Source organism: Halalkaliarchaeum desulfuricum, from assembly GCF_002952775.1.
Lineage (GTDB): Archaea > Halobacteriota > Halobacteria > Halobacteriales > Haloferacaceae > Halalkaliarchaeum > Halalkaliarchaeum desulfuricum.
Map to the genome: position 1 here is coordinate 2,581,214 of NZ_CP025066.1, position 19,366 is coordinate 2,600,579.

The 19,366-nt window shown below is 63.0% G+C and carries 19 protein-coding genes; 10 read left to right on the plus strand and 9 right to left on the minus strand.

Going from position 1 to position 19,366, the window contains the following annotated elements; all coding sequences use genetic code 11:
• Positions 1 to 14: 14 nt before the first annotated feature.
• Complete coding sequence (locus tag AArcSl_RS12840) at positions 15 to 1,421, minus strand: ATP-binding cassette domain-containing protein (protein ID WP_119819971.1); 1,407 nt, start codon at positions 1,419 to 1,421, stop codon at positions 15 to 17.
• Positions 1,418 to 2,482: a vitamin B12 ABC transporter permease BtuC gene (gene btuC / locus AArcSl_RS12845; RefSeq protein ID WP_245883436.1), complete on the minus strand. Its 1,065-nt coding sequence runs from the start codon at positions 2,480 to 2,482 to the stop codon at positions 1,418 to 1,420. The genes AArcSl_RS12840 and btuC overlap by 4 nt, the downstream gene beginning before the upstream one ends.
• Before the next feature lie 158 nt (positions 2,483 to 2,640).
• Between btuC and AArcSl_RS12850 the strand changes: the two genes are divergently transcribed.
• The gene (locus AArcSl_RS12850; RefSeq protein ID WP_119819973.1) at positions 2,641 to 3,792 is read left to right on the plus strand and encodes a PGF-CTERM-anchored ABC transporter substrate-binding protein; all 1,152 of its coding nucleotides are present in this window, start codon (positions 2,641 to 2,643) and stop codon (positions 3,790 to 3,792) included.
• A gap of 99 nt (positions 3,793 to 3,891) precedes the next feature.
• Here AArcSl_RS12850 and AArcSl_RS12855 read toward each other — a convergent pair whose 3' ends face one another.
• The 3 genes from AArcSl_RS12855 to gatD all read right to left on the minus strand — a co-directional run bounded on the left by AArcSl_RS12855 (position 3,892) and on the right by gatD (position 6,490).
• Positions 3,892 to 4,119 carry a hypothetical protein gene (locus AArcSl_RS12855; protein WP_119819976.1) on the minus strand — a complete coding sequence of 76 codons (228 nt, stop codon included), beginning with the start codon at positions 4,117 to 4,119 and terminating at the stop codon, positions 3,892 to 3,894.
• Between the two features lie 66 nt (positions 4,120 to 4,185).
• Positions 4,186 to 5,169: a GNAT family N-acetyltransferase gene (locus AArcSl_RS12860; RefSeq protein WP_119819979.1), complete on the minus strand. Its 984-nt coding sequence runs from the start codon at positions 5,167 to 5,169 to the stop codon at positions 4,186 to 4,188.
• Positions 5,170 to 5,185: 16 nt separating this feature from the next.
• Positions 5,186 to 6,490, minus strand: a complete 1,305-nt coding sequence (gene gatD / locus AArcSl_RS12865; protein ID WP_119819982.1) for a Glu-tRNA(Gln) amidotransferase subunit GatD — start codon at positions 6,488 to 6,490, stop codon at positions 5,186 to 5,188.
• Between the two features lie 125 nt (positions 6,491 to 6,615).
• Here gatD and AArcSl_RS12870 point away from each other — a divergent pair, with 125 nt between their 5' ends.
• Positions 6,616 to 7,125, plus strand: coding sequence for a DUF7549 family protein (locus tag AArcSl_RS12870; protein WP_119819985.1), 510 nt, complete (start codon positions 6,616 to 6,618; stop codon positions 7,123 to 7,125).
• 11 nt (positions 7,126 to 7,136) lie between these two features.
• On the opposite strand, the gene AArcSl_RS12875 is transcribed toward AArcSl_RS12870, so the two are convergent.
• Positions 7,137 to 8,060: a ZIP family metal transporter gene (locus tag AArcSl_RS12875; protein WP_119819988.1), complete on the minus strand. Its 924-nt coding sequence runs from the start codon at positions 8,058 to 8,060 to the stop codon at positions 7,137 to 7,139.
• 667 nt (positions 8,061 to 8,727) lie between these two features.
• On the opposite strand from AArcSl_RS12875, the gene AArcSl_RS12880 reads away from it, so the two are divergent.
• Both AArcSl_RS12880 and AArcSl_RS12885 read left to right on the plus strand, forming a co-directional pair.
• The gene (locus AArcSl_RS12880; RefSeq protein ID WP_119819991.1) at positions 8,728 to 8,982 is read left to right on the plus strand and encodes a hypothetical protein; all 255 of its coding nucleotides are present in this window, start codon (positions 8,728 to 8,730) and stop codon (positions 8,980 to 8,982) included.
• 369 nt (positions 8,983 to 9,351) lie between these two features.
• Positions 9,352 to 10,110, plus strand: a complete 759-nt coding sequence (locus AArcSl_RS12885; RefSeq protein ID WP_119819994.1) for a VOC family protein — start codon at positions 9,352 to 9,354, stop codon at positions 10,108 to 10,110.
• 113 nt (positions 10,111 to 10,223) lie between these two features.
• Here the strand turns inward: AArcSl_RS12885 and AArcSl_RS12890 are convergent, their stop codons facing one another.
• A complete protein-coding gene (locus tag AArcSl_RS12890; RefSeq protein ID WP_119819997.1) occupies positions 10,224 to 11,906 on the minus strand; it encodes an aldehyde ferredoxin oxidoreductase family protein in 1,683 nt (560 codons plus the stop codon).
• 740 nt (positions 11,907 to 12,646) lie between these two features.
• On the opposite strand from AArcSl_RS12890, the gene AArcSl_RS12895 reads away from it, so the two are divergent.
• Entirely contained in the window at positions 12,647 to 13,195 is a 549-nt protein-coding gene (locus AArcSl_RS12895) for a DUF555 domain-containing protein (RefSeq protein WP_119820000.1), read from the plus strand.
• Between the two features lie 9 nt (positions 13,196 to 13,204).
• Here the strand turns inward: AArcSl_RS12895 and surE are convergent, their stop codons facing one another.
• A complete protein-coding gene (gene surE / locus AArcSl_RS12900) occupies positions 13,205 to 14,032 on the minus strand; it encodes a 5'/3'-nucleotidase SurE (protein WP_119820003.1) in 828 nt (275 codons plus the stop codon).
• 137 nt (positions 14,033 to 14,169) lie between these two features.
• Between surE and AArcSl_RS12905 the strand changes: the two genes are divergently transcribed.
• The 5 genes from AArcSl_RS12905 to AArcSl_RS12925 all read left to right on the plus strand — a co-directional run bounded on the left by AArcSl_RS12905 (position 14,170) and on the right by AArcSl_RS12925 (position 16,955).
• Positions 14,170 to 14,577: a DUF5798 family protein gene (locus AArcSl_RS12905; RefSeq protein WP_119820006.1), complete on the plus strand. Its 408-nt coding sequence runs from the start codon at positions 14,170 to 14,172 to the stop codon at positions 14,575 to 14,577.
• Positions 14,578 to 14,600: 23 nt separating this feature from the next.
• The gene (locus tag AArcSl_RS12910) at positions 14,601 to 15,794 is read left to right on the plus strand and encodes a threonine synthase (RefSeq protein WP_119820009.1); all 1,194 of its coding nucleotides are present in this window, start codon (positions 14,601 to 14,603) and stop codon (positions 15,792 to 15,794) included.
• A 51-nt stretch (positions 15,795 to 15,845) separates the two neighbouring features.
• Positions 15,846 to 16,034: a DUF7331 family protein gene (locus tag AArcSl_RS12915; protein WP_119820012.1), complete on the plus strand. Its 189-nt coding sequence runs from the start codon at positions 15,846 to 15,848 to the stop codon at positions 16,032 to 16,034.
• A gap of 73 nt (positions 16,035 to 16,107) precedes the next feature.
• A complete protein-coding gene (locus AArcSl_RS12920; RefSeq protein ID WP_119820015.1) occupies positions 16,108 to 16,524 on the plus strand; it encodes a DUF7322 domain-containing protein in 417 nt (138 codons plus the stop codon).
• Positions 16,521 to 16,955 (plus strand): DUF7346 family protein, encoded by a 435-nt coding sequence (locus AArcSl_RS12925; RefSeq protein WP_119820018.1) that lies wholly within the window; start codon positions 16,521 to 16,523, stop codon positions 16,953 to 16,955. The genes AArcSl_RS12920 and AArcSl_RS12925 overlap by 4 nt, the downstream gene beginning before the upstream one ends.
• 99 nt (positions 16,956 to 17,054) lie before the next feature.
• Here the strand turns inward: AArcSl_RS12925 and AArcSl_RS12930 are convergent, their stop codons facing one another.
• Positions 17,055 to 19,283 carry a hydrogenase iron-sulfur subunit gene (locus AArcSl_RS12930; RefSeq protein ID WP_119820022.1) on the minus strand — a complete coding sequence of 743 codons (2,229 nt, stop codon included), beginning with the start codon at positions 19,281 to 19,283 and terminating at the stop codon, positions 17,055 to 17,057.
• Positions 19,284 to 19,366: the final 83 nt, after the last annotated feature.

Below are 19,366 nucleotides of genomic sequence, written 5' to 3' on the forward strand. Positions count from 1 at the left end.
GACCGGCGAAAGCGCTACGGTTCGTCCGTCCCGCTGTGATCCTCGAGAACCGCTTCCCCACCCGCCTCGTCGCTGGCCTCGACATCGACGTCGGCGAGACGTTTGTCGATCGCACACGCGACGGACTCCGGCTCCAGCGATCGGGCGTCGACGACTGGCGGGAACTGATCGCCGGTGGACTCTTCGAGAAGATCCTCGACTGGACGCGGCACGTCGCCGGCCCGGACGAGACAGTCCGCCGACGAGACGACCTCCCCAACCCGTTCGATCGTCGCGTCGGACAGCCCCGAAAACGGCGGGACTGTCACCGTCTCGGCCCCCACGTCGTCGGCCAGCACGGCGGCGTCGTCGCCATCGTGGACCGGGCCCAGCGAGATCGTTGCGTCAGTTGCCGCGAGGCGGGCCAGAACCAGTGCCGCCGGATGTCCGTTGCCGAGCACGTGGACGCGCAGATCAGTACCGAGGTCGGTACACGCCGCCGGCGAGAACGCCGTCACGCCCGGCGCGTTCGCGGCCGGCTGTCCAGTCACGACAGCCGTCGCGTCAAATGTTTCCTTCAGGCTCTCGGCGGTGAGCACCTCCGAAGGGGAACCGGACGCACGCACGCGCCCGTCGGAAAGCAACACGAGTTCGTCGCAGTACCGCGCCGCGAGGTCCAGATCGTGGATCGCGGCCACCACGGTCTTACCCTCCTCGACAAGTTCGTCGACCATCTCGAGAGTTCGAACCGCGTGGTTCACGTCGAGGCTCGCCGTCGGCTCGTCCAGAAAAAGGACGGGCGTCTCCTGGGCGAGCGCCCGGGCGAGGAGGACTCGCTGACGCTCGCCGCCCGAGACCTCCGTTATCGACCGGCCGGCAAACTGGGTGATCTCGGTTCGTTCCATCGCCGTCAGGATCGCCTCCCTGTCGTCGGATCCGAGCGTGCCGAACCGGGAGACGTGCGGGGTCCGTCCCATCTCCACGGTCTGCTGGACGCTAAAGGAAAACGACAGTGTCGTCGTCTGGGGGACAGTCGCGATCGTGCGGCCCACCTCCCGGGCGGGCCGATCGTGGACCGGGACACCGGCCACCCGAACCTCCCCTGAGTCGATGGGGATCAACGCGCGCATCGCCCGAAGCAGCGTCGACTTCCCCGCTCCGTTGGGCCCAACGAGACCGACCAGCGTCCCGGACTCGACTGTGACGTCGACGTCTTCGAGGATCCGAACGCCGCCAAGCGACACGTCTATTCCCCTGGCTTCGACGACTGGCTCACCGACTGACCCACCTGCTGTATCACCGACTGTATCACCCCCGGAAGTCTCATCCCCGGGGAGTTCGAGCGGGAGGTCGCTGTCGCCGTTTCCGTTGTGTTGCTCACCGTTCCGTGTTTCGTTCGCGTCCCCGATCCGTCGGTCCGGATCGAACTCGCCGCGGTTCACAGTTCGTGCACCTCCCGTTTCCGGAGCAGATACAGGAAGAAGGGCGCGCCGACGGCGGCAGTGACGATCCCCACGGGGATTTCCGTCGCGCCGGCTCTGGCCACCGTGTCGGCGACGACCAGGAACGCCGCCCCCGCGAGCGCCGAGGCGGGCAACAGCACGCGGTGATCCGGACCCACGACGAGCCGGAGCATGTGTGGAACGATCAGCCCGACGAACCCGATAACGCCGGCGACGGCGACCCCGGCGGCGGTGATCACGCTCGAGGCGGCAAGCAGAACCCGTTTCGTCCGTTCGACCTCGATGCCGAGCCCCTTGGCGTCTTCCTCGCCAAGGAGGAGCACGTTCAGATCGCGGGAGTAAGCCAGCAGGACGACGAACAGCAGCGGAACCACGAGCAGCGTCGCCTGCACCTCTGCCCAGGTCGACCCCTGGAGATGGCCCATGAGCCACGCGACGACCTGCCTGAGGCTCTCGCCCGCCTGGAGCTGGAGATACGAGATCATCGCCCCCAGGAACGTCTGCACGGCCACCCCCGCGAGCAACAGCGTGGCGACCGGTGTCCTGCCGTTTTCGGTCGCGATCGCGTAGACCGCAAACGCAGCGAGCAACGCGCCGGCGAACGCCGCCCCGCGAAGCCCGAGCCCGAACGGGAGCGCCAGGGGCGCGACGATGAACACCGTCGCGCCCAGCGCCGCGCCCGACGAGACGCCGATGATCGACGGATCCGCCATCGGATTGCGGAAAAAGCCCTGCATCACGGTGCCGGCTGCCGCCAGCGAAAAGCCGACCAGCCCAGCGAGAAGAATCCGTGGGAGTCTGACCTGCATCACGATCCGTTCGTGTGTCTCATTTACCGGGTACGCCGTCAAGGACTGCCAGCTCACTTCGAAGCCGGGATGCTGTAATAGCCCGCCGGCCAATGCCCCACCCCACGTCAATTCGAGCCCGACAGGGACCGCGATCGAGTTGAGCAGGATTTTGGCGATTTCAGCGGGCGGGATCGACACGGGGCCGATCCCGGCGGCAATCGTAATGACGACCGCAAGCAGCGCGCTCAACAGCACAGACCACGCTACGGCACGCGATTTCGCCGTCCGAGCGGCTGGCTCCCACCGCGTAATGGTCCGGACGAGCCGATCGACTCCCTCAGTGCTCACAACTACAAGCCCACTTTCAATAGATAAATACTTATTGGGTTAGCTCCTCGCCCAAATCGATGCGACGGACAACAATACTGATTTCGATACTTGTTCTCCTGGCCGGTATCGGCGCCGCTCCAGCGGCCGGGGCGGCGTCTTCGCCGGTTGCGGACATGGACGAACCGAACGCGACGTACGAACCGTGTGAATTCCCGGTCGAGATGACCGATGCGACCGGCGAGAGGATAACGCTCGACGAACAGCCCGAACGGGTGACCACGATCGGACCGAGCGCCGCCCAGACGATGTGGGAGATCGGCGGCGATGAACAGGTCGTCGGCGTCTCACAGTTCGCCCACTATCTCGATGGCGCAGAGGAGAAGGCGAACGTCTCCGCAGAGTTCGGTGCCAGCGTCGAACAGGTCGTCGCGACCGATCCAGATCTGGTTCTGGCCCCGAACGTCAGTGCTCAAGACGTCGAACCCCTGCGCGAGGCCGGTCTGACGGTGTATCACTTCCCCGAAGCGACTGACACGCAGGATGTCGCCGAGAAGACGGAAACGATCGGCAAACTGACCGGGAACTGCGAGGGTGCCGCCGAGGCGAATGCGTGGATGAACGCCAATGTGGACGCCCTGAACACCGTCAGCGACGAGGCCGATGAACGTCCGGCCGCATTGTATCCCCTCGGTGACGGCTTCGTTGCCGGCGGAAACACGTTTATCGACGAAATCATCACGATTTCCGGTGCCGACAATGTCGCCAAGGAATACGAAGGGTTCCCACAACTGAATGACGAAGTACTCACCGAACTTGATCCCGAAGTGCTCGTGGTGACGATGCCCGGCGTCTTCCTCGAACAGGAACCGTACGACACGACGACCGCCGGCGAAACCGAGTCCGAGGTCGTCGTCGAAGTACAGTGGCTAAACCAGCCTGCACCACGCAGCATCGTGGAGGCGACACACACGCTTGCCTCCCAGTTACACCCTGAGCTCTACGACGAGAGCGTTTACGTCGAGCGATCCGAAATAAGCGTCCAGTCGGTCGATGCGGAGACTGAAGCGGAAACCGATGAAGAGGAAAGCGATGTAGAAGACGTTGACGAGGAGACGCCCGAAGACACGCCAGACGATGCAGCTGACGTGTCAACCCCCGGATTCGGCGTCGTCGTCGCTTTGGTCGGCACGCTTTTGGCCGCGCTACTGGCGCTTCGACGGGTCGAATAGAACCATCCGGAGTGGACTGACCTCTCGATCCGTTTGAAAACAGCTGTGAGCGGTTCGAACTCTCTTTTAAATCGGAGGGGTTCCTCCACGACACACCGGTCAGGCGCCTGCATCCACACCGTCGCGCCACCGGAGATACATGTACGGGATCACCGCGAGGATGGCAAACACGAGCGTCGCGACTCCCCACAGGGCGGCGTATCGGCTCCCGCGCTCACGGGCGTCAGTGTACACCCAATATGCGACAGCCACCAGAATCCCGTACACCGCACCGTAATAAAGCAGGGAGCGGATCGTCGGCAGACTCTCGATCAGCAGCGGTTCCATCGATCATGTTTCGGGGCGAACGTGTAAAAACCCAGCCATCGGGGGTGCGATACGCCCCAGAGACGCCTACAGGCGGCCGTCTTCCGGCACGAGTGCCGGATCGGTCAGATCGGCAGCCATCACGAAGTCGGGCTCGGCAGCGACAGGCACGCGTGCGGCGGCGACGTCGCTGATCCACTCGACTCCCTCCGGGATCATCACGCGAACGTTGTCGACGCCGACGGTTGCCGCATCCCGGGCCACGGCCGCAAACAGGGACGCTGCCGCCTTCGAGGTGTCCCACGCACCGACGGCGTATAGCGCCCACTCCTCCGTCTCACCGTCTTCGTTCTCTCGCTCGAACGTCCGATCCCGATAGGTGAACCCGCGGACGCCCCGATCGTGAACCGTAAACAGACGGTCCTCCGCAGCTGCGGTCTGCAGTTTTTCGGGCGTAAGCTCCGAGAGCGCCCACGATTCGCTGTCGTCCATGGCGAGCCCACAGAGGTGGGTCCTGATCTCCGACTGGCCCCAGAACGTCCAGGCGCCGGCCGCGTCGGCGCCGACCGAAAGCGCCGGCTCGGCGTCGGCGTCGGGATCCGGCCTCGCGTAGCGGAACTCCGTGCAGGGATCGAATCCGGCCGCCCGGGACTGGCCGAGTCCGGCCACGTTCCAGGAGAACACCATGTTCCGAATCACCGTCGCTCCCCGATCGCGAGCCCACTCGAAAATTGCGTCGGTGAGCAGCCGCGAGATTCCCATGCCGCGGTAATCGGGATTCACGCGCATTCCCTGCGCCCAGGCCTCGTGATCCGAGAGCAACACGCCTTGACAGATCCCGGCGACGTCCTGGTCGCCGCCAGCATCGTCCTCGACGTCGAGGACGAACGTGCGCTGGGTCGGTCCGTCGGTCTCGACCCACTCCGAGAACACCCGGGGAATGTAATCGGAGGCGTCCCTGTCGCTCCAGGTGTCTGCCGTGAATGCGACGACTGCGTCCTCGTCGTCCGGTTTGGCTTGCCTGACGGTGACGTCGAGATCGGCGGTCGGAGTTTCGTCGCGATCAGTCATTGCTCGATTCTCCCAGTCACCGCCACGGCTGTGATTCCGCGGTCAGTTCGCCGGCGAGATCCGTCCGCATCGCCTCGGCGACCGACTCGGGCGCGACGGCGTCGCCGCCGACGTTTGCGAGTACCCACATCAGCTTCACCTTCGCGGTTCCCGGAAGCGTGTCGCCGCCCTCGATCACGCCCGCATCGAGGATGTCCCGTCCCGTGTCGTAAACGCGGTCGCAGACGCGACCCTCGAGACACTGGCTGGTCATCACGACGGCGGTGCCGTCGTCAGCTAACTCTTCGAGCCGCGGAATGAGATCCGTGTGGACGTGACCGAGTCCGGTGCCCTCGACGACGACGCCGTCTTTGTCGTCGAGATACTCCCAGGCGGCCGGATCCATTCCCGGGGTGAACTTCACCAGTTCGACGCCGGGTTCCAGCTCCGGCGACAGCGAGAGTTCGACCGACCCGCGTTCCCGGTAGTCGCGCCGAAAGGTGATCGCCTCATCGGCGACATCCCCGTCTGCTCCCTCCTCGATAGCCGCCTCGTAGTCGACTTCCCCGAGGGGGGTGGCGCCGACGGTGTCGAAGGCGTCCCGGCGGGAGGTGTGGTTCTTCCGGACCCGGGTGCCACGGTGGAGCGCACAGACGTCGTCGGAGGCGCTCGCGTGCATGCAGACGAGGACCTCGGCGTGATCGGCCTTTGCGGCCTCCACCGAGCAGACCGCGTTCATCACGTTGTCCGAGGAGGGCCGGTCGGCCGACCGCTGGCTGCCCGTGAACACGATCGGTACCGGCGTCTCGAGCATGAACGACAGCGCCGACGCGGTGAACTGCATCGTGTCGGTACCGTGCATGACCACGATGCCGTCCGCCCCGGCTTCGATTTCCTCGTGGACAGCCCGCGCGAGTTCCTGCCAGATCGGCACCTCCATGTTCTCCGAGAGGATGTTCGCGACCACTCGCCCGCGGTAGTTGGCCCGCCCGGCGAGTTCCGGAACCGCCCGGAGGACGTCCTCTGCGTCGAACTGCGCGGTGACTGCACCAGTCCGATAGTCGACCGTCGAGGCGATCGTCCCGCCCGTCGAGATCAGCGAGATCGTCGGAAGCTCGCCTTCGAACTCGATTTCGGACACCTCGTCGTCACCGGCGCCGTTCCCGTCGATGTCGTGAACTCCAGATTCGAGGACCTCGACGGACGCCTCCTCGCGGTCGATTCCGACGTTGTAGCCCCCGTCGAGCTTTACCACCAGATACGTCTCGGTCGTCGAGGGCAACAGTACCCCTTCGTTTGTGACGCCCCCGCGTTCGACGCGGACACGATCTCCCGGTTGCATGCACGCGGGTTTTCCGTCCCGAGACTTGAAACCATCCGTTCGGCCGCACGCGAGATCGGGGACGCCCGGCGGATCCGTCTCCGTACCGTTTTAAGTTCCCGGGACACGCCAGTACGGACAGTCGCATGTGGGTTCGATCGGAGTACGCGGGGGAACTCGCGGTGGTCTCGGCGTGGCTCGCGGTATTCATCCCGTGGAACGTGGCGCTCAGCGAGCGCGTGTTCGACGGGCGGTTCCTCGCCGTCCGGTTTCCGCTATTCGAGGTACAGTACGGCTGGGGGTTTGCGATCCCCGAACTGAACGGCCTCGGGATCCAGTCGGTGCCCGCCGCGATCCGGCTCCAGGCCGGCGAAAGCGTTGCTGTCGCCTACCAGCTGTGGGGAGTGGCGGCAATCGTCGTCCTCGCGGCGGCGGCCGTCGCGGGAGTGTACTATCTCCGCGAAGCGGCCGTCGAATCGGGTCCCGTCGACCCGGTCCGGCTCATCGGCGCGCTGCTGGTGCTCGCCGGCGTGCTGTTCGTCGGGGCTGCGTACCTCCGATACAGTCTGGGCATTCCGGAGTACCCGATTCCGCTCGGCACCGTGATCCTGTTGGTCCTGGGTGTCGTGCTGCTTCGCGTGGACCGACGAAATTGAACCACGTCTCCTTATAAGAGGAGTCCGTCGACGATCACTTCCTCGAGGAGGAACAGCACAGCGAGCCCAGCGACGAATCCGAGCGACGTCCTGCGGGTGACAAGCGACTCCACCTCCGACGTGATGAGCTCGGCCATTTCCCAGAGGACCTGCACGATCGCGCCGAACGCGATGGCGAAAAAGAGGGTCGCGACCAGCGCCGAATCCACGAAGCTGCCGATCCAGCCGCCGAGGATGACGCCGCCGCCGGCGAGCAGGCCCAGCGCGGCGAAGTGACGCAGCGGGGGTGTTTCCTGTTCGCGAGCCAGTGCGGCGATGACGGCCGGTCCCTCGGTGACGTTGTGGATGATGAACCCGAGCGTCAAAAGCGCCACGAGTCCGACATCTCCGAGGACGTACGCGCTCCCGATCGCGAGCCCCTCGCCGATACTGTGGAGTCCCAGGCCGATAGCGACCAGATACGCGACCCTGAGGCCGTCACCCGAAACCGACGCAGTCTTTCGGCTCCGCCATCGGCTTGCGAGCTCCATCGTCGCCACGGTGACGAGCACGGCCCCGATCGCGACCGATTCGCCGACGAACGGCGTCGGAACTTCCGCGGCGAACCCGACCGCTTCAAGGGCCATCTCGACGGCGATGTACGCGAGGATCCCCGCCGAGAACGCCAACACCGCGTGGATCCACCCCAGATCCAGCCGCCGGAAATACGGAAACCAGAGCATCCCCACTATGACCGGGAGAATGCCGGCGACGAATCCGATCCCCGTCAACACCACGAGAACGTCGAGCGTCTCTGTCGCTGCGAGCCAGTCGACGCCCACGAGCGAAACCACTCCGTAGATAGCCGTAACGAGAATCGCGAGGACGAAGAACGGGCCGAACGCGAGTATCCAGTCGGGATACTCGTCGTGTTGGACCCGACGAGAGAGCGCCATACCGGTAATACCAATTCCCTAAATAAATAATTTGGCATGTCTAAACCGGCGTGTTTGGACAAGCTGTTCCCGTGCGGATGGAGTCCGTATAACCACTCGTGAGCAGTTTCTACGTGGACGGGGAAATATAATCAGAAGTCAAATAAATATATCTTACTACCACTTATCTGATGTTTTTTGAGTCGCGGTCTCTGTGGCGTTCGAGATGCGGATAGTAATCGTGGTGAGATCAGGCATCTTTCAACGATTGCGAGCCGTCGATGAGAACTCCAGCGTGGATACGTCATTACTTTCGTGGAGCGTCGTGAGTCCCTTTACGAGTCCGCTATTAAGGAACCTCATAACCGATCAGCACCAATTCAGTAATATCAAAATCGACAGCGGCGTACAGCCGGTACTGTTCGTCACGAGTCGAATCACGGTCTCATCAGCGGCAACGTTAGTCGGGTGGTGTCGATCGTTAGGCGTAAATAACTGTCGGGAAGCCAGTTGGAACTGGTGAACTATGGACTTCAACACCAATAACTTCGGAGATATTCTCAGTCATATATAATAGTAATGTATATAATAATTTTGCTACTTACTTCTCATCGGGTTGTGGATTTGTTTCAGTCTCCACATCGCGTACGAACCCCCGCCTGAACGCCCGGATATCGGACGAATTTACGTGCGATCGCTCACCGACGCCTCCGACCGCAACCTCACGGCCGTCGGACTGGCCGATTTCGAACACGCCGACCTGGAGATGGCGACCGACCGGAAGAAAACGTTCATCAACGCGGTGACCGCGAGCGCCCCGCAGGGAACGCGGATGCCGCCGGTCGTGGAAACGGATCCTGAGGGACTCGTCGCCGCCCTAGCAATTGTACTGTCTAGTGGTAAATATTTACACATATATTACGTGTCCACCCCCGTTTGCTAAACGATCAATAGCCAATCACACACATAGAGTTGTAACGTTCCGTTATTCTAAACCAGTCGTGAGGGCCCTGTCGATCGGGAATGCACTCGCTCACGAGAGTAGAAGAGATAGCCGTGCCCTCGCCGAATTAGTGCCGGAGAATGGTCTCGAGAGTATGACCGATGCAATCGAGTACGCAGTTAATCAGAACCGTGAGCCAGAAACGCTCTCAGATGTCGAATTAGCCCGAAATTTGTATTACAATTCGCTGACAGGAGTTAGTTACCATAATAGTACGGTGATTCGTTGGCTTAAAATTGATATCCTCAGCAGTAGCGTCATTCCAGGGGAGCCGGTACGTTTTTGACGTCGTGAGGAGACTGCATTGACATGGGAACGCTCGACCATGTGATGATCCGCGTTGAGGATCTAGACGAATCTCTGGACTGGTACAAGACACACCTCGATTACGAGGAGAAGGGGCGCTGGGAGGCGGACACCTTTACGAACGTCTTCCTCGGCCCGGAAGACATGCACGAGGACGCAGCGAAACTCGAATTGACGTACAATCACGACGGTCGAAGCTACACGATGGGGGACGCGTGGGGACACATCGCCGTCCGCGTCGACGACCTCGAGGACGCCTACGAGCGACTGATGGATCAGGGAGTCGAAGACTACCGGGATCCCGAATCCTGCGGGTACAATTACGCGTTCGTGAAAGACCCCGACGGGCACGAAATCGAGATCGTCGAGCGCGACCACGGCGCCCAGTGGAGCCTGGATCACACCATGATCCGCATCGAGGACCCCGACGAGGCCCTCGGGTGGTGGACCAGGAAGCTCGAATACGCGTACAACGGGAAGCGGTGGGAGGCGGACACGTTCGCGAACTACTTCATGGAGCCACTCGACGCCGCCCCCGAGGAGATGGCAGTCGAACTCACGTACAACTACGACGACCGTACGTACACGATGGGCGACGCGTGGGGTCATCTCGCCGTCCGCGTCGACGATCTCGAGGATGCGTGGGAGGACCTAATGTTGCGGGAGGCTGAGGACTATCGGGACCCCGAATCCTGTGACTACAACTACGCGTTCACGAAGGACCAGGACGGCCACGAAATCGAGATCGTGACTGCCGACTGAGAAAGGAGGATGTAGTTAGTTCCCGGTGGATCGGCCTTCCGATGTTCCGATCGCCCGGTAACGACCGACAACCGTCAGGATAGATGACCCACTTCTAAGGGGAGCGACGGAACCTACCCGTAGATGGCGTTGACTTGCTGTTCGGGGACGGTCCCGTCGTCGTTCCAGCCACGCGCATCGTAGTACTCGTTGAGCGCGTTCTCGAACCCCTCGAGCTGGTCGACGTACGGGAGCGTGTCGTCCTCGCGGTCGAACCCCCGCCGGTTGTTGAAGTCGCGCTCGAGTGTGACCACCCGATCGCCGACAGACTGCAGGTCCGAAAGCTCCGCGTCGAACAGCGCCTCGAGCCGCTCGGGATGCTCGGCGATCATCCCTCGGGAGAACCGACAGATGACGCCACAGTCCTCGAGGGCGCGCATGTTCTCCTGGGTGGCGACCGCCGGCGCTTTCCCGTCGAGTCCCTCCGGGGGGAACGCATCCGCCTCGTCGACCAGCGGGTACTCCCACGCGTAGAAGGTGGAGTACATGTGGTCGCCGCCCCGGTTGGCGACCGCGTACGCGAGCCCCTGGCCGTGCAGTGTCCGACCCTCGTGGGCCGCAAAGTCCAGCCCTTTCACCGTCCAGTTGCCGACACCCAGTTCCTCGTGACACCGGGCGATCCCCTCCGCGAGCGTGTCGCCGATCCCTTCGCGATGGGCAATCTTCTCGACGAGTTCGTGGACCAACTCGACGTCGCCGAAGGCGTCCTCGCTTTCGAGATACGCCGCGATCGTGTTGCCACACGAGATGGTGTCCATCCCCAGCTGATCACACAGTTCGTTCGACTGCATCACGTCGACGACGTCGTCAACGCCCTGGTTCGAGCCGAACGCCATGATCGTCTCGAACTCCGGACCCTCGGTCTCGAGACCAGTTTCCTCGTCGCGGGTGGGAAGCTTGCAGGCGAAGGCACACCGCGAACAGGTGCCGCGTTTGTGTTTTTTCGCCTCAACGGCGTCGCCGTTGATCCCTTCGATCCCCTCGAACTGTTTCTCCGACCAGTAGCGAGTGGGCATCCCCTCGACTTCGTTTGCGAGGTCCGTCACCGACGTCGTCCCCTGGCGTTTCATGATGCTGTCGCTTTCGGCGGCCTCCCGGTGGATCTCCGCTTGCACGTCCGGGACCTCGACGTCCGGTGCGGAGTCGCCCTCGAACGTGACCGCCTTCAGATTCTTCGCCCCCATCACCGCCCCGAGGCCTCCCCGCCCGAACGCGCGGCTCTCGGAGGTCATGATCGAGGCGAACCTGACCTGGTTCTCGCCGGCCGGCCCGATGGCGACGATGTGTTCGGCGTCGAGATCTCGCGTCGACCGCACGTACTCGGTGACCTCCGGGACGCGCGCGCCTTCGAGTTCCGGGGCTGGATCGAACTCGACGCCGTCGTCGGTGACGTGGATGACGAGCAGTTCGTCGCTTTCGCCGGCGAACTCGACGGCGCCGTACCCCGTCTCCACAAACGGACGGGAGACGAACCCGCCGGCGTTCGAAGACGCGAGCCCATCAGTTAGCGGCGATACGGCGGTCGCATTCGTTCGACCGGTGAAGCTCATTTCGGATTGCTGGAGGGGACCGGTTGTGAAGTAGAGCCTGTTGTCCGGGCCCAGTGGATCGGCGTCGAAGGGAATCCGTTCGTGGGCCAGCCGCGTCGCGACCCCGCGACCGCCGATGAACTCGTCCAGTACGTCGTCAATCCGTTCGGTCGTGTGATCCCTCACGGACAGATCTACAGTGAGGAGTGGACCCTTGGTTCGGAGCATCGTTCGAATGATCGATCCATTGGGGTTTGAATCTACTGCTCGGTTCGTCTTTTCCCCCTCCCCTTCGTTTCAGGTGGCCTTCGGAGTCACACTATGTTTTCAAAAGCCGTATTAGTATAGGTATAATTATATAATATAAAATTAAATACTTTTATAATATCACTATATATTATATGTTTGAAAGATATAATATCCGTGACGTTCGACTTGTGGGCTAAGGTAGTGCCGAGAACAAGAGTAATTAAACGGACACAATTTGTCGAAGAGAAACACGGTGTCGTCAACGTCGTGATCCTCGTGAGAGCGGCAAGAAAAATGATTGCACGTACACTGTCTGTCTGTTTGTCGTCTGTCTTCGCCTCGTGCTGTGTATGCACCAATTCGTTACTGTCGGTTCGACAACGGCTTACAGCCAGTACTGTCCATCGTTGGGTCGACCTACGGTTTCGTCAACAGCAACGCGTGTATGATATGTCCATCAAGGGGTCTATAGCTCAACCTCGTGAAGCCAGTTATGAACAGTACCTGCTGCACGTATAATACTACATATAAAAATGACTACAATATTGAAATTTATTATTATATAAATAATTTAGATATTGATATTTATAAACTATTATAATATTTATGATAATAAAAAGATTTGAAAACATCACGACCCGCTCTTCAATCCATATCCGAACACCGCCCTCGTTCGCGGGCGAACCTTCATACATCATCACATAGTAGTATCGAACACTATGGACTGTCGAGTCGTCGTCGAAGCTGCAGTGCCGGTGTACGACGTGGAAACGCCCGACGAGGCGATCCGGATCGCCATCTCCAAGACGGGGGAGATGTTGAACCCGGATCTCAACTACGTGGAGATCAACATGGGCGAGCGGACCTCCCCCGAGGGAGAGTCGTTGCCACCGGCGTTCATCGCCGCCGACGAGGCGCTGGTCGCACTGGAACTGGAGATGACCGTGTTCAACGTCGAACGGGAGGAACACGCGAGCCGCATCGCGCGCAAGGAGATCGGACAGCGGCTCCGAAACATCCCCCTCACGGTGCTCGAGGTGGAGGAGATCCCGTCCGAAGAGGACTCGGAAAACGAAGAGACGGAAAGCGAGAACGACGGATCCGACGGAGACGACGGAGACGACGGAGACGACGAATCAGACGGAGAGGGCCCCGAAAACGGCAGTTCGGACGACGGGACCGACGGGACCGACGACGGAGATGACCACGGAGACGACGACGGAGATGACGATCTCCTGCCAGAGTTCGAGGAAATGGTAGACGAGTGATCTGCTGGGCTACACCGCGGAGCCGTACGCCTCGAGAACCTCGGCGAGTGTTCCCTGGCGCTCGGTCGTGTGCGGTGCGGAGAGCGGCGAAACCGACACCCGGCCGTTCATGACGGCGTGTCGGTCCGTCCCCTCGGGTTCGGGGAGCGTTCCGTCGGCCATTCGCTCCCAGATGCGGTCTCGGAGTCGAATCGAATCCCCGTTTCGTTCGGCAGTCATGTCGTACAGCCGCGAGGGGCGGGTGATTTCGACGGGAAGGCGATCATCCGTACCGCCCTCGGAGTCCACGTCGGACTGTTCGGCCGTGTTGTACGGGGCGTTGACGTTGAGATAATCGGCGTGTTCGAACACGCCGGCGTCGATCGCGTGTTCCGCCAGAAACGTGGCGATCTCGACGGGTTCCCTGAAGTCTTCGGGCTCGGTCGCCAGTTCCTCCCAGTCGTCGGAGACAGGGATGTAAAGCGAGACGGCCATCGCCGGCACCTCGAAGAACGCCGCCTCGACCGCGGCAGAGACCGTCCCCGACCGACCAAGCGTGTACGCACCGATGTTCGCCCCCTTGTTACAGCCCGCGACGACCAGATCCACGTCGGGACAGAGCACCTCCAGTCCCGCGACCGTACAGTCGGCTGGCGTCCCCTCGATCGCGTAGCCGAGTTCGTGTTCCTCGACCGGCACCTCGTGTGACATCGTCCGGCCGACCGAACTCCGGTCGTTCCGGGGAGCGACCGCCACCACGTCCGCTACTCGAGAGAGACCGTCGTACAGCGCCCGGAATCCGACGCTGTCGATGCCGTCGTCGTTCGTCAGCAAAATACGCGTCCGGCCTTCGTTCATACCTGATGCAGACTGCGTACCCTAAAAAGGGCTCCGTCGGTCGGCGTGGTTTCGTCCCCTACGCCAAAGGGGCGCTTCCGTCGACAGGGAGACAACAAGCGGAACGCACTCAAGGGCGGGGAATAAATACGACGGCTATGGGACTCGGTGGAACCGCAAAGAAGATCCAGACGCTCGCGGACACGGCCGAAAAGATGTATCAGCGGCTCAACGAGCTCCGCGAGCAGGTACAGGCAACCCAAGAAAGCGTCACCGACACGACGGACCGCGTAAAGCGGCTCGAAAACGAGATGGCCGAACAGCGCGCGCTGTTGAACGCCGTCGCCGCCGAACTCGACATCGACGTCGAAACGGTGAGTGCCGAGGCGCACATCTCTGACGCCGAAGTAGCCGAGGAAACTCACGAGGAAACACCCGAAGGTGCTGCCGAGGAAACTCACGAGGAAACACCCGAAGGTGCTGCCGAGGAAACTCCCGGAGGGGCTTCCGGTGACGCACCCGACGGGGACGGCGACCGCGAGGACCCCGAAACAGCGAGTGATTAGTAGGGCGGGCGAGAACGGCCAGTATGGAGACGACGAAGGCGTTTTCCGGACTCGAGTGTACCGACTGCGGTGCCGACCACGACGCCGACGTTGCGGGACGCTGCCCGGACTGTAACGGGGTGCTCGACCCGGCGTATGACCTTTCGGCGGTCGATTCCCGGACCGACCTGGTGGAACACTACCCGGACGCGGACGGCATGTGGGCGTTCGGAGCCGTGTTACCCTTTTCCGGACGGAACCGGGTGAGCGCAGTCGAAGGGGGAACGCCGCTCGTCGCGGCCGATCGACTCGCCGACGAACTCGATGTCGCGAGCGTGGAGATCAAAGACGAGTCCCGCAATCCCACCGGGACGGTTCTCGATCGCGGAATGAGCCTCGCCGTAACCGCCGCCGCAGGTCACGCCACCCAACGGGATATCGAACCGCTGGCGCTTGCCGCAGCCGGCAACGCCGCACAGTCGGCGGCGGCGTACGCGGGTCGAGCCGACCTCCGCCTGCACGCGTTCGTCCCGTCTCGGTGTGCGTTTGCGAACAAGGCGATGGTGAACGTCCACGGCGGGGAGATGCAGGTCGTCGGGGGACGCTACGACGATGCCCGGGAGGCGATCGACGAACGGCTCGCGACCGACTACTACTCGCTGCAGGAGTTCGCGACGCCGTACCGTCACGAGGCAGCCAAGACAGTCGCCCTCGAGTTGCTCGCGGACCGCGGCTGGTCGGCGCCGGACGCCGTGTTCGTCCCGACCGGAACGGGCGAACTCCTCGTTGGCGTGGTCCGTGGATTCGAACTCGCCGCCGACCTGGACGTGATCGACCGGATCCCCGAGGTGATAGCGGTACAACCCTCCGGCTGTGCGCCGATCGCTGCGGCCCACGAGCGGGGGCTCGCGGTGCCGGAGCCGTGGGAGGTTCCAGACACGATCGTCGGAGAACTCGAGATACCCGCCCCCGAGGGCGGGCCGCCCGCACTCGAGGCGCTCGACCGGATCGGCGGCCGTGCGGTCACCGTCGACGACGAGGAGATCCTCGAGAGCGCAGTGACGATCAATCAGACCACCGTCGTCGAGATGGGTCCAGGCGGGGGAGCGGCGGCCGCCGGCGCCTGGAAGCTCGCGTCACAGTTCGACGACGACGCGGACATCGCGTTGCTCAACACAGAATCGGGCGGAAAAACACCCGATGTGCTCCGGAGCCACCTGATGAGCAAAGGGATCTAATGCCGGGACGGAAAGACCTATATCGTGCCAACAATTACCAAACACCGAACCATGACCACGCATTCCGACGACGGGTCGAAGCTGGATCGGTCGCCGTCGCCGCTCGCCGAACTGTCGGCGTGGGCTGACGACACCGTGGAGGCGTACGAGGACGACGGGAACGTGGTGTTTTACGACGCGGAGAACCCTCTCGCGTGGGTCGAGACGACGCGAGCGCTCGACCTCGGTAACTGCGCGTAGGCGCGAACGGGGCCTCGGTATCGACAGGCTCACAGCGAATCCCTTTTTCCCGACGACCACCTACCCGCGAGCAGTGACCGAACCCGGCGGCACGGAGGAAGCGGCCGACGAACCCGACGAGTCCCCAGAGCGGTTCGACCTCGAGGAGACGGTTTCCATCGAACCCAGTTCCGTCGAGATTCCCGAAGCGCCGACGGTTCGGACCTTCGGGAAGAACGCCACGGACGAACAGCTCCAAGGGGCGATCGAGGGGGTCCATCCGGACCTGCTCCGACTGTTCGTCGCCAGCGTCGTCGCGCTCAACCTGGCGCTGCTCGCGTTCAGCCTCGGCGTCATGGTGTGGTACTTCGAGGGAATGAGTCGGATCGGCGGGGCGCTGGTGTTCGTCGGCGCAGTCGCCGGGTTCCGGACGTACCAGTACTACCGGGAGTACGACACACGCGACTGGAACGAGGAAGATCCCACAGACAACGAGGTGACGAACTCGTGAGAACAGTTCGCGACGAGGAGGGAACGGTGTACGTGCTCCTGCGTGAGTCCTCCGACTCCAGCCTCGTTCGGGATCCGACGACCGGCGAAACCACCCACTTGCCGAACGCGTCCCTGGAACCCGTCTCCGGGGAGTCACCGCTCTCGATCGCTGCGATGGCGGTCCCGGAGCCAGTGCGGGCGGTGCTCACGGCCGTTCACGACGAGCAAGCGCTCGGGTTGCTCGTCGAACTCGTCGACAGAGAGCGCGTCTCGGTCCGCGAGCTGCTCGGGGCGGTCGACCTCTGTGAGTCCGATCTCCACGGAACGTTCTCGGAGTTTCGCGCTGCCGGACTAATCGAGGAGACGACCGTCGACGGGCGACGAGGCTATGCCGTTACGGACCGGGCGCGGCGGGGGATCCGGTCGATCCGGGGAGACGACGACGGATAAAGAGCGTGACAACGGAAACTGCCTCGTTGGGACCGCCCGACGTCTCGTGGCTCTGTGACTGATACCCGTCCGGAACGCGGAGTAGTGAGACTCGAATCGTTACCCTTCGTCCCGATCTCCCGGCTCGGGGTCGGACGGCATGGCCATCAAGCCCGACCGACAGTCGCTACAGTAGTCGAAGATTTCCTCCTCGCCCGGACCGAGATCGCCCACGAGATCACCCACCTGTTCTCGCATTACGTCAGCCGACGCGGCCGAGGCGAACGGCTTCCCACAGCCGGCACACTCCATTACCTCACCTTCGTACACCGTCATCCACGGATCACCGCCCCTGTCTTCGGGCAACAGCGAGCGGTCGAGACCGTCGTGCATCGTGAGGACGTTCTCGATGCAGCCCTCCGCACAGATGCCACAGTTCACGCACAGTTCGTGGTTGAATTCGAGACGCCCCGCTTCGATGTTCCGGCGGATCGCGTCGGTGGGACAAAGCGTCGCACACGTCGGCGTGAGCGTACAGCCCTCGGCGACCTCCATGTATCCGAAGTCCTTCAATCCCCGAACGAGATCGCGCTTCGGGTCGGCGTGGTCGGTGATCGCCCGAACCGACTCGAGCGCCCAGGCGTGGCTGGCAAACGACGGCGTCGATCCATCGTATCGGTCTTCCGTCTTGCCGGGCAGCGGATCTCCCCCCGACTGTCCCCCGACTGTGTCGAGCCGCCCGGTAGCAACGTGCTCTCCCGCCGGGATCGGCGAGGGATCCAGAGCGGAGACGAACTCCCTGACGGAGTCGGCGAACTCTGCCGTGGCACCGGACGACGGCGAGAGGAACGCGAACCGCTCTCCGAGACCCAGGTCCGCAGTAGCCTGGTTACATCGCTCGACCAATTCGGCGGTCGGGTCGGGTCCCGAGTGAAGACAGTCGTCCCCACAGCCCAGGACGGCGACGCCGTCCGCTCCCGCCGCGAGCGTGTGCAGGAGATGGGCTTCCCCGACCGTGTCGGTACAGCCGACCGACACTGGAAGCAATGGGGGATAGTCGACGTCGGTTTCACCGGCCGCCTGCAGCTGTCCGTATTCGCGGACCGTACCCGCAGCACGTTCCGAACAGACGAACGCGACGACAGGCGTGTGGATCCCCTCCTCGTCGCTTCCGAACAGCCAGTCGCCCGGGCCCCCGGAGCCGCCGTCGGTGGGTGAAACGAGCGCTTCCACCCGGCGTGCGATCCCTTCGTTCGAGGGGTCATCGAGCTGTACTGCCCCCGTCGGACAGGCGCTCGTACACGCACCGCAGTTCAGACACGCCGCCTCGAAGAACTCGACGGCGTCGACGGCGGCCCGTTCGATCGCACCGTGTGGACACGCGTCGACGCAGTCGTTGCAGCCGGGCTGTCCCGAGTCGCCGGCGACGCAGGCGTCCATCTCCAGGTCGAGATGTTTCGGCTTCTCGATGCCGTCCAACAGCGACTCGACAGCCAGAACGGTGCCGGCGTCGACAGGCCCGGTGTGGTAGCCGACTTCCCGCCCACGCGTTCGGGATTCGCCCGCCGGATACACCACCTGGTCGAATTCGACGGACCGACGAACGCCGTCCATCTCGATGGCGTCGGTCGGACAGCAGTCGGTCCACTCGCCGTCCGGCGCGTCGGGAGCGATGTCGACTGGATACCGGGTGATTGCCCCATCGGGCCCGTCCCGAACACACTCCATACAGGAGACGCAGTCGTCGGTAACGCGGGACTCGACGGTCACCGTGAAGTCGCCGAACCGGCCGTCGACGCCGACGACACGGCCGCGTTCGACGAGGACGTCTCCGAGGTCGTCGACCCGCGAGGCGAGTTCGCGGCCGTCGGAAAACAGGGTGACGTCGGCCGCCGCCGGGAGCGCGGCGGCCGCGTCCGGGTCGCCGATCACGGCGACGCGGGAGCCGGTCTCGCGTTCGACTGTCCGCTTGCTCCCACGGGCCGCGGCGACCTCGCGGCCGGCCACGACGGCGTTTATCAACCGCGCCGTCTTGTCGGTCGCCTCCGCTTCCGCGTGGATCCAGCCGGCCCCTTCGCGCTGATCGACGAACGAAACTGCGTTCCTCTCGATCTCCATCCCCTCGGCGAACTCGCGAAAGCCGGCCCGGACCGACGACTCGGGGCAGGTGATCACCAAGTCGTCGAGTTCGTGCTCCGCGATCACCTCCCGCATCGCCGGCAGTCCCTCCTCGCCGCAGAGATGCGAGGAACTCGCGATCACGTCGACCCCGTCGATCCCGTTTCGCACTGCCTCGAGATCCAGCTCGCAGGTGTCGACACACGAACAGACGAAGGCACCAGTGCTCATTGGGTAGAGCTTTCCGGCACAGATAAAAATGTGTTCGGCGAATACCCAGGTTTTGAGACCGGTCGAGGAAACGCGGCTCCGAA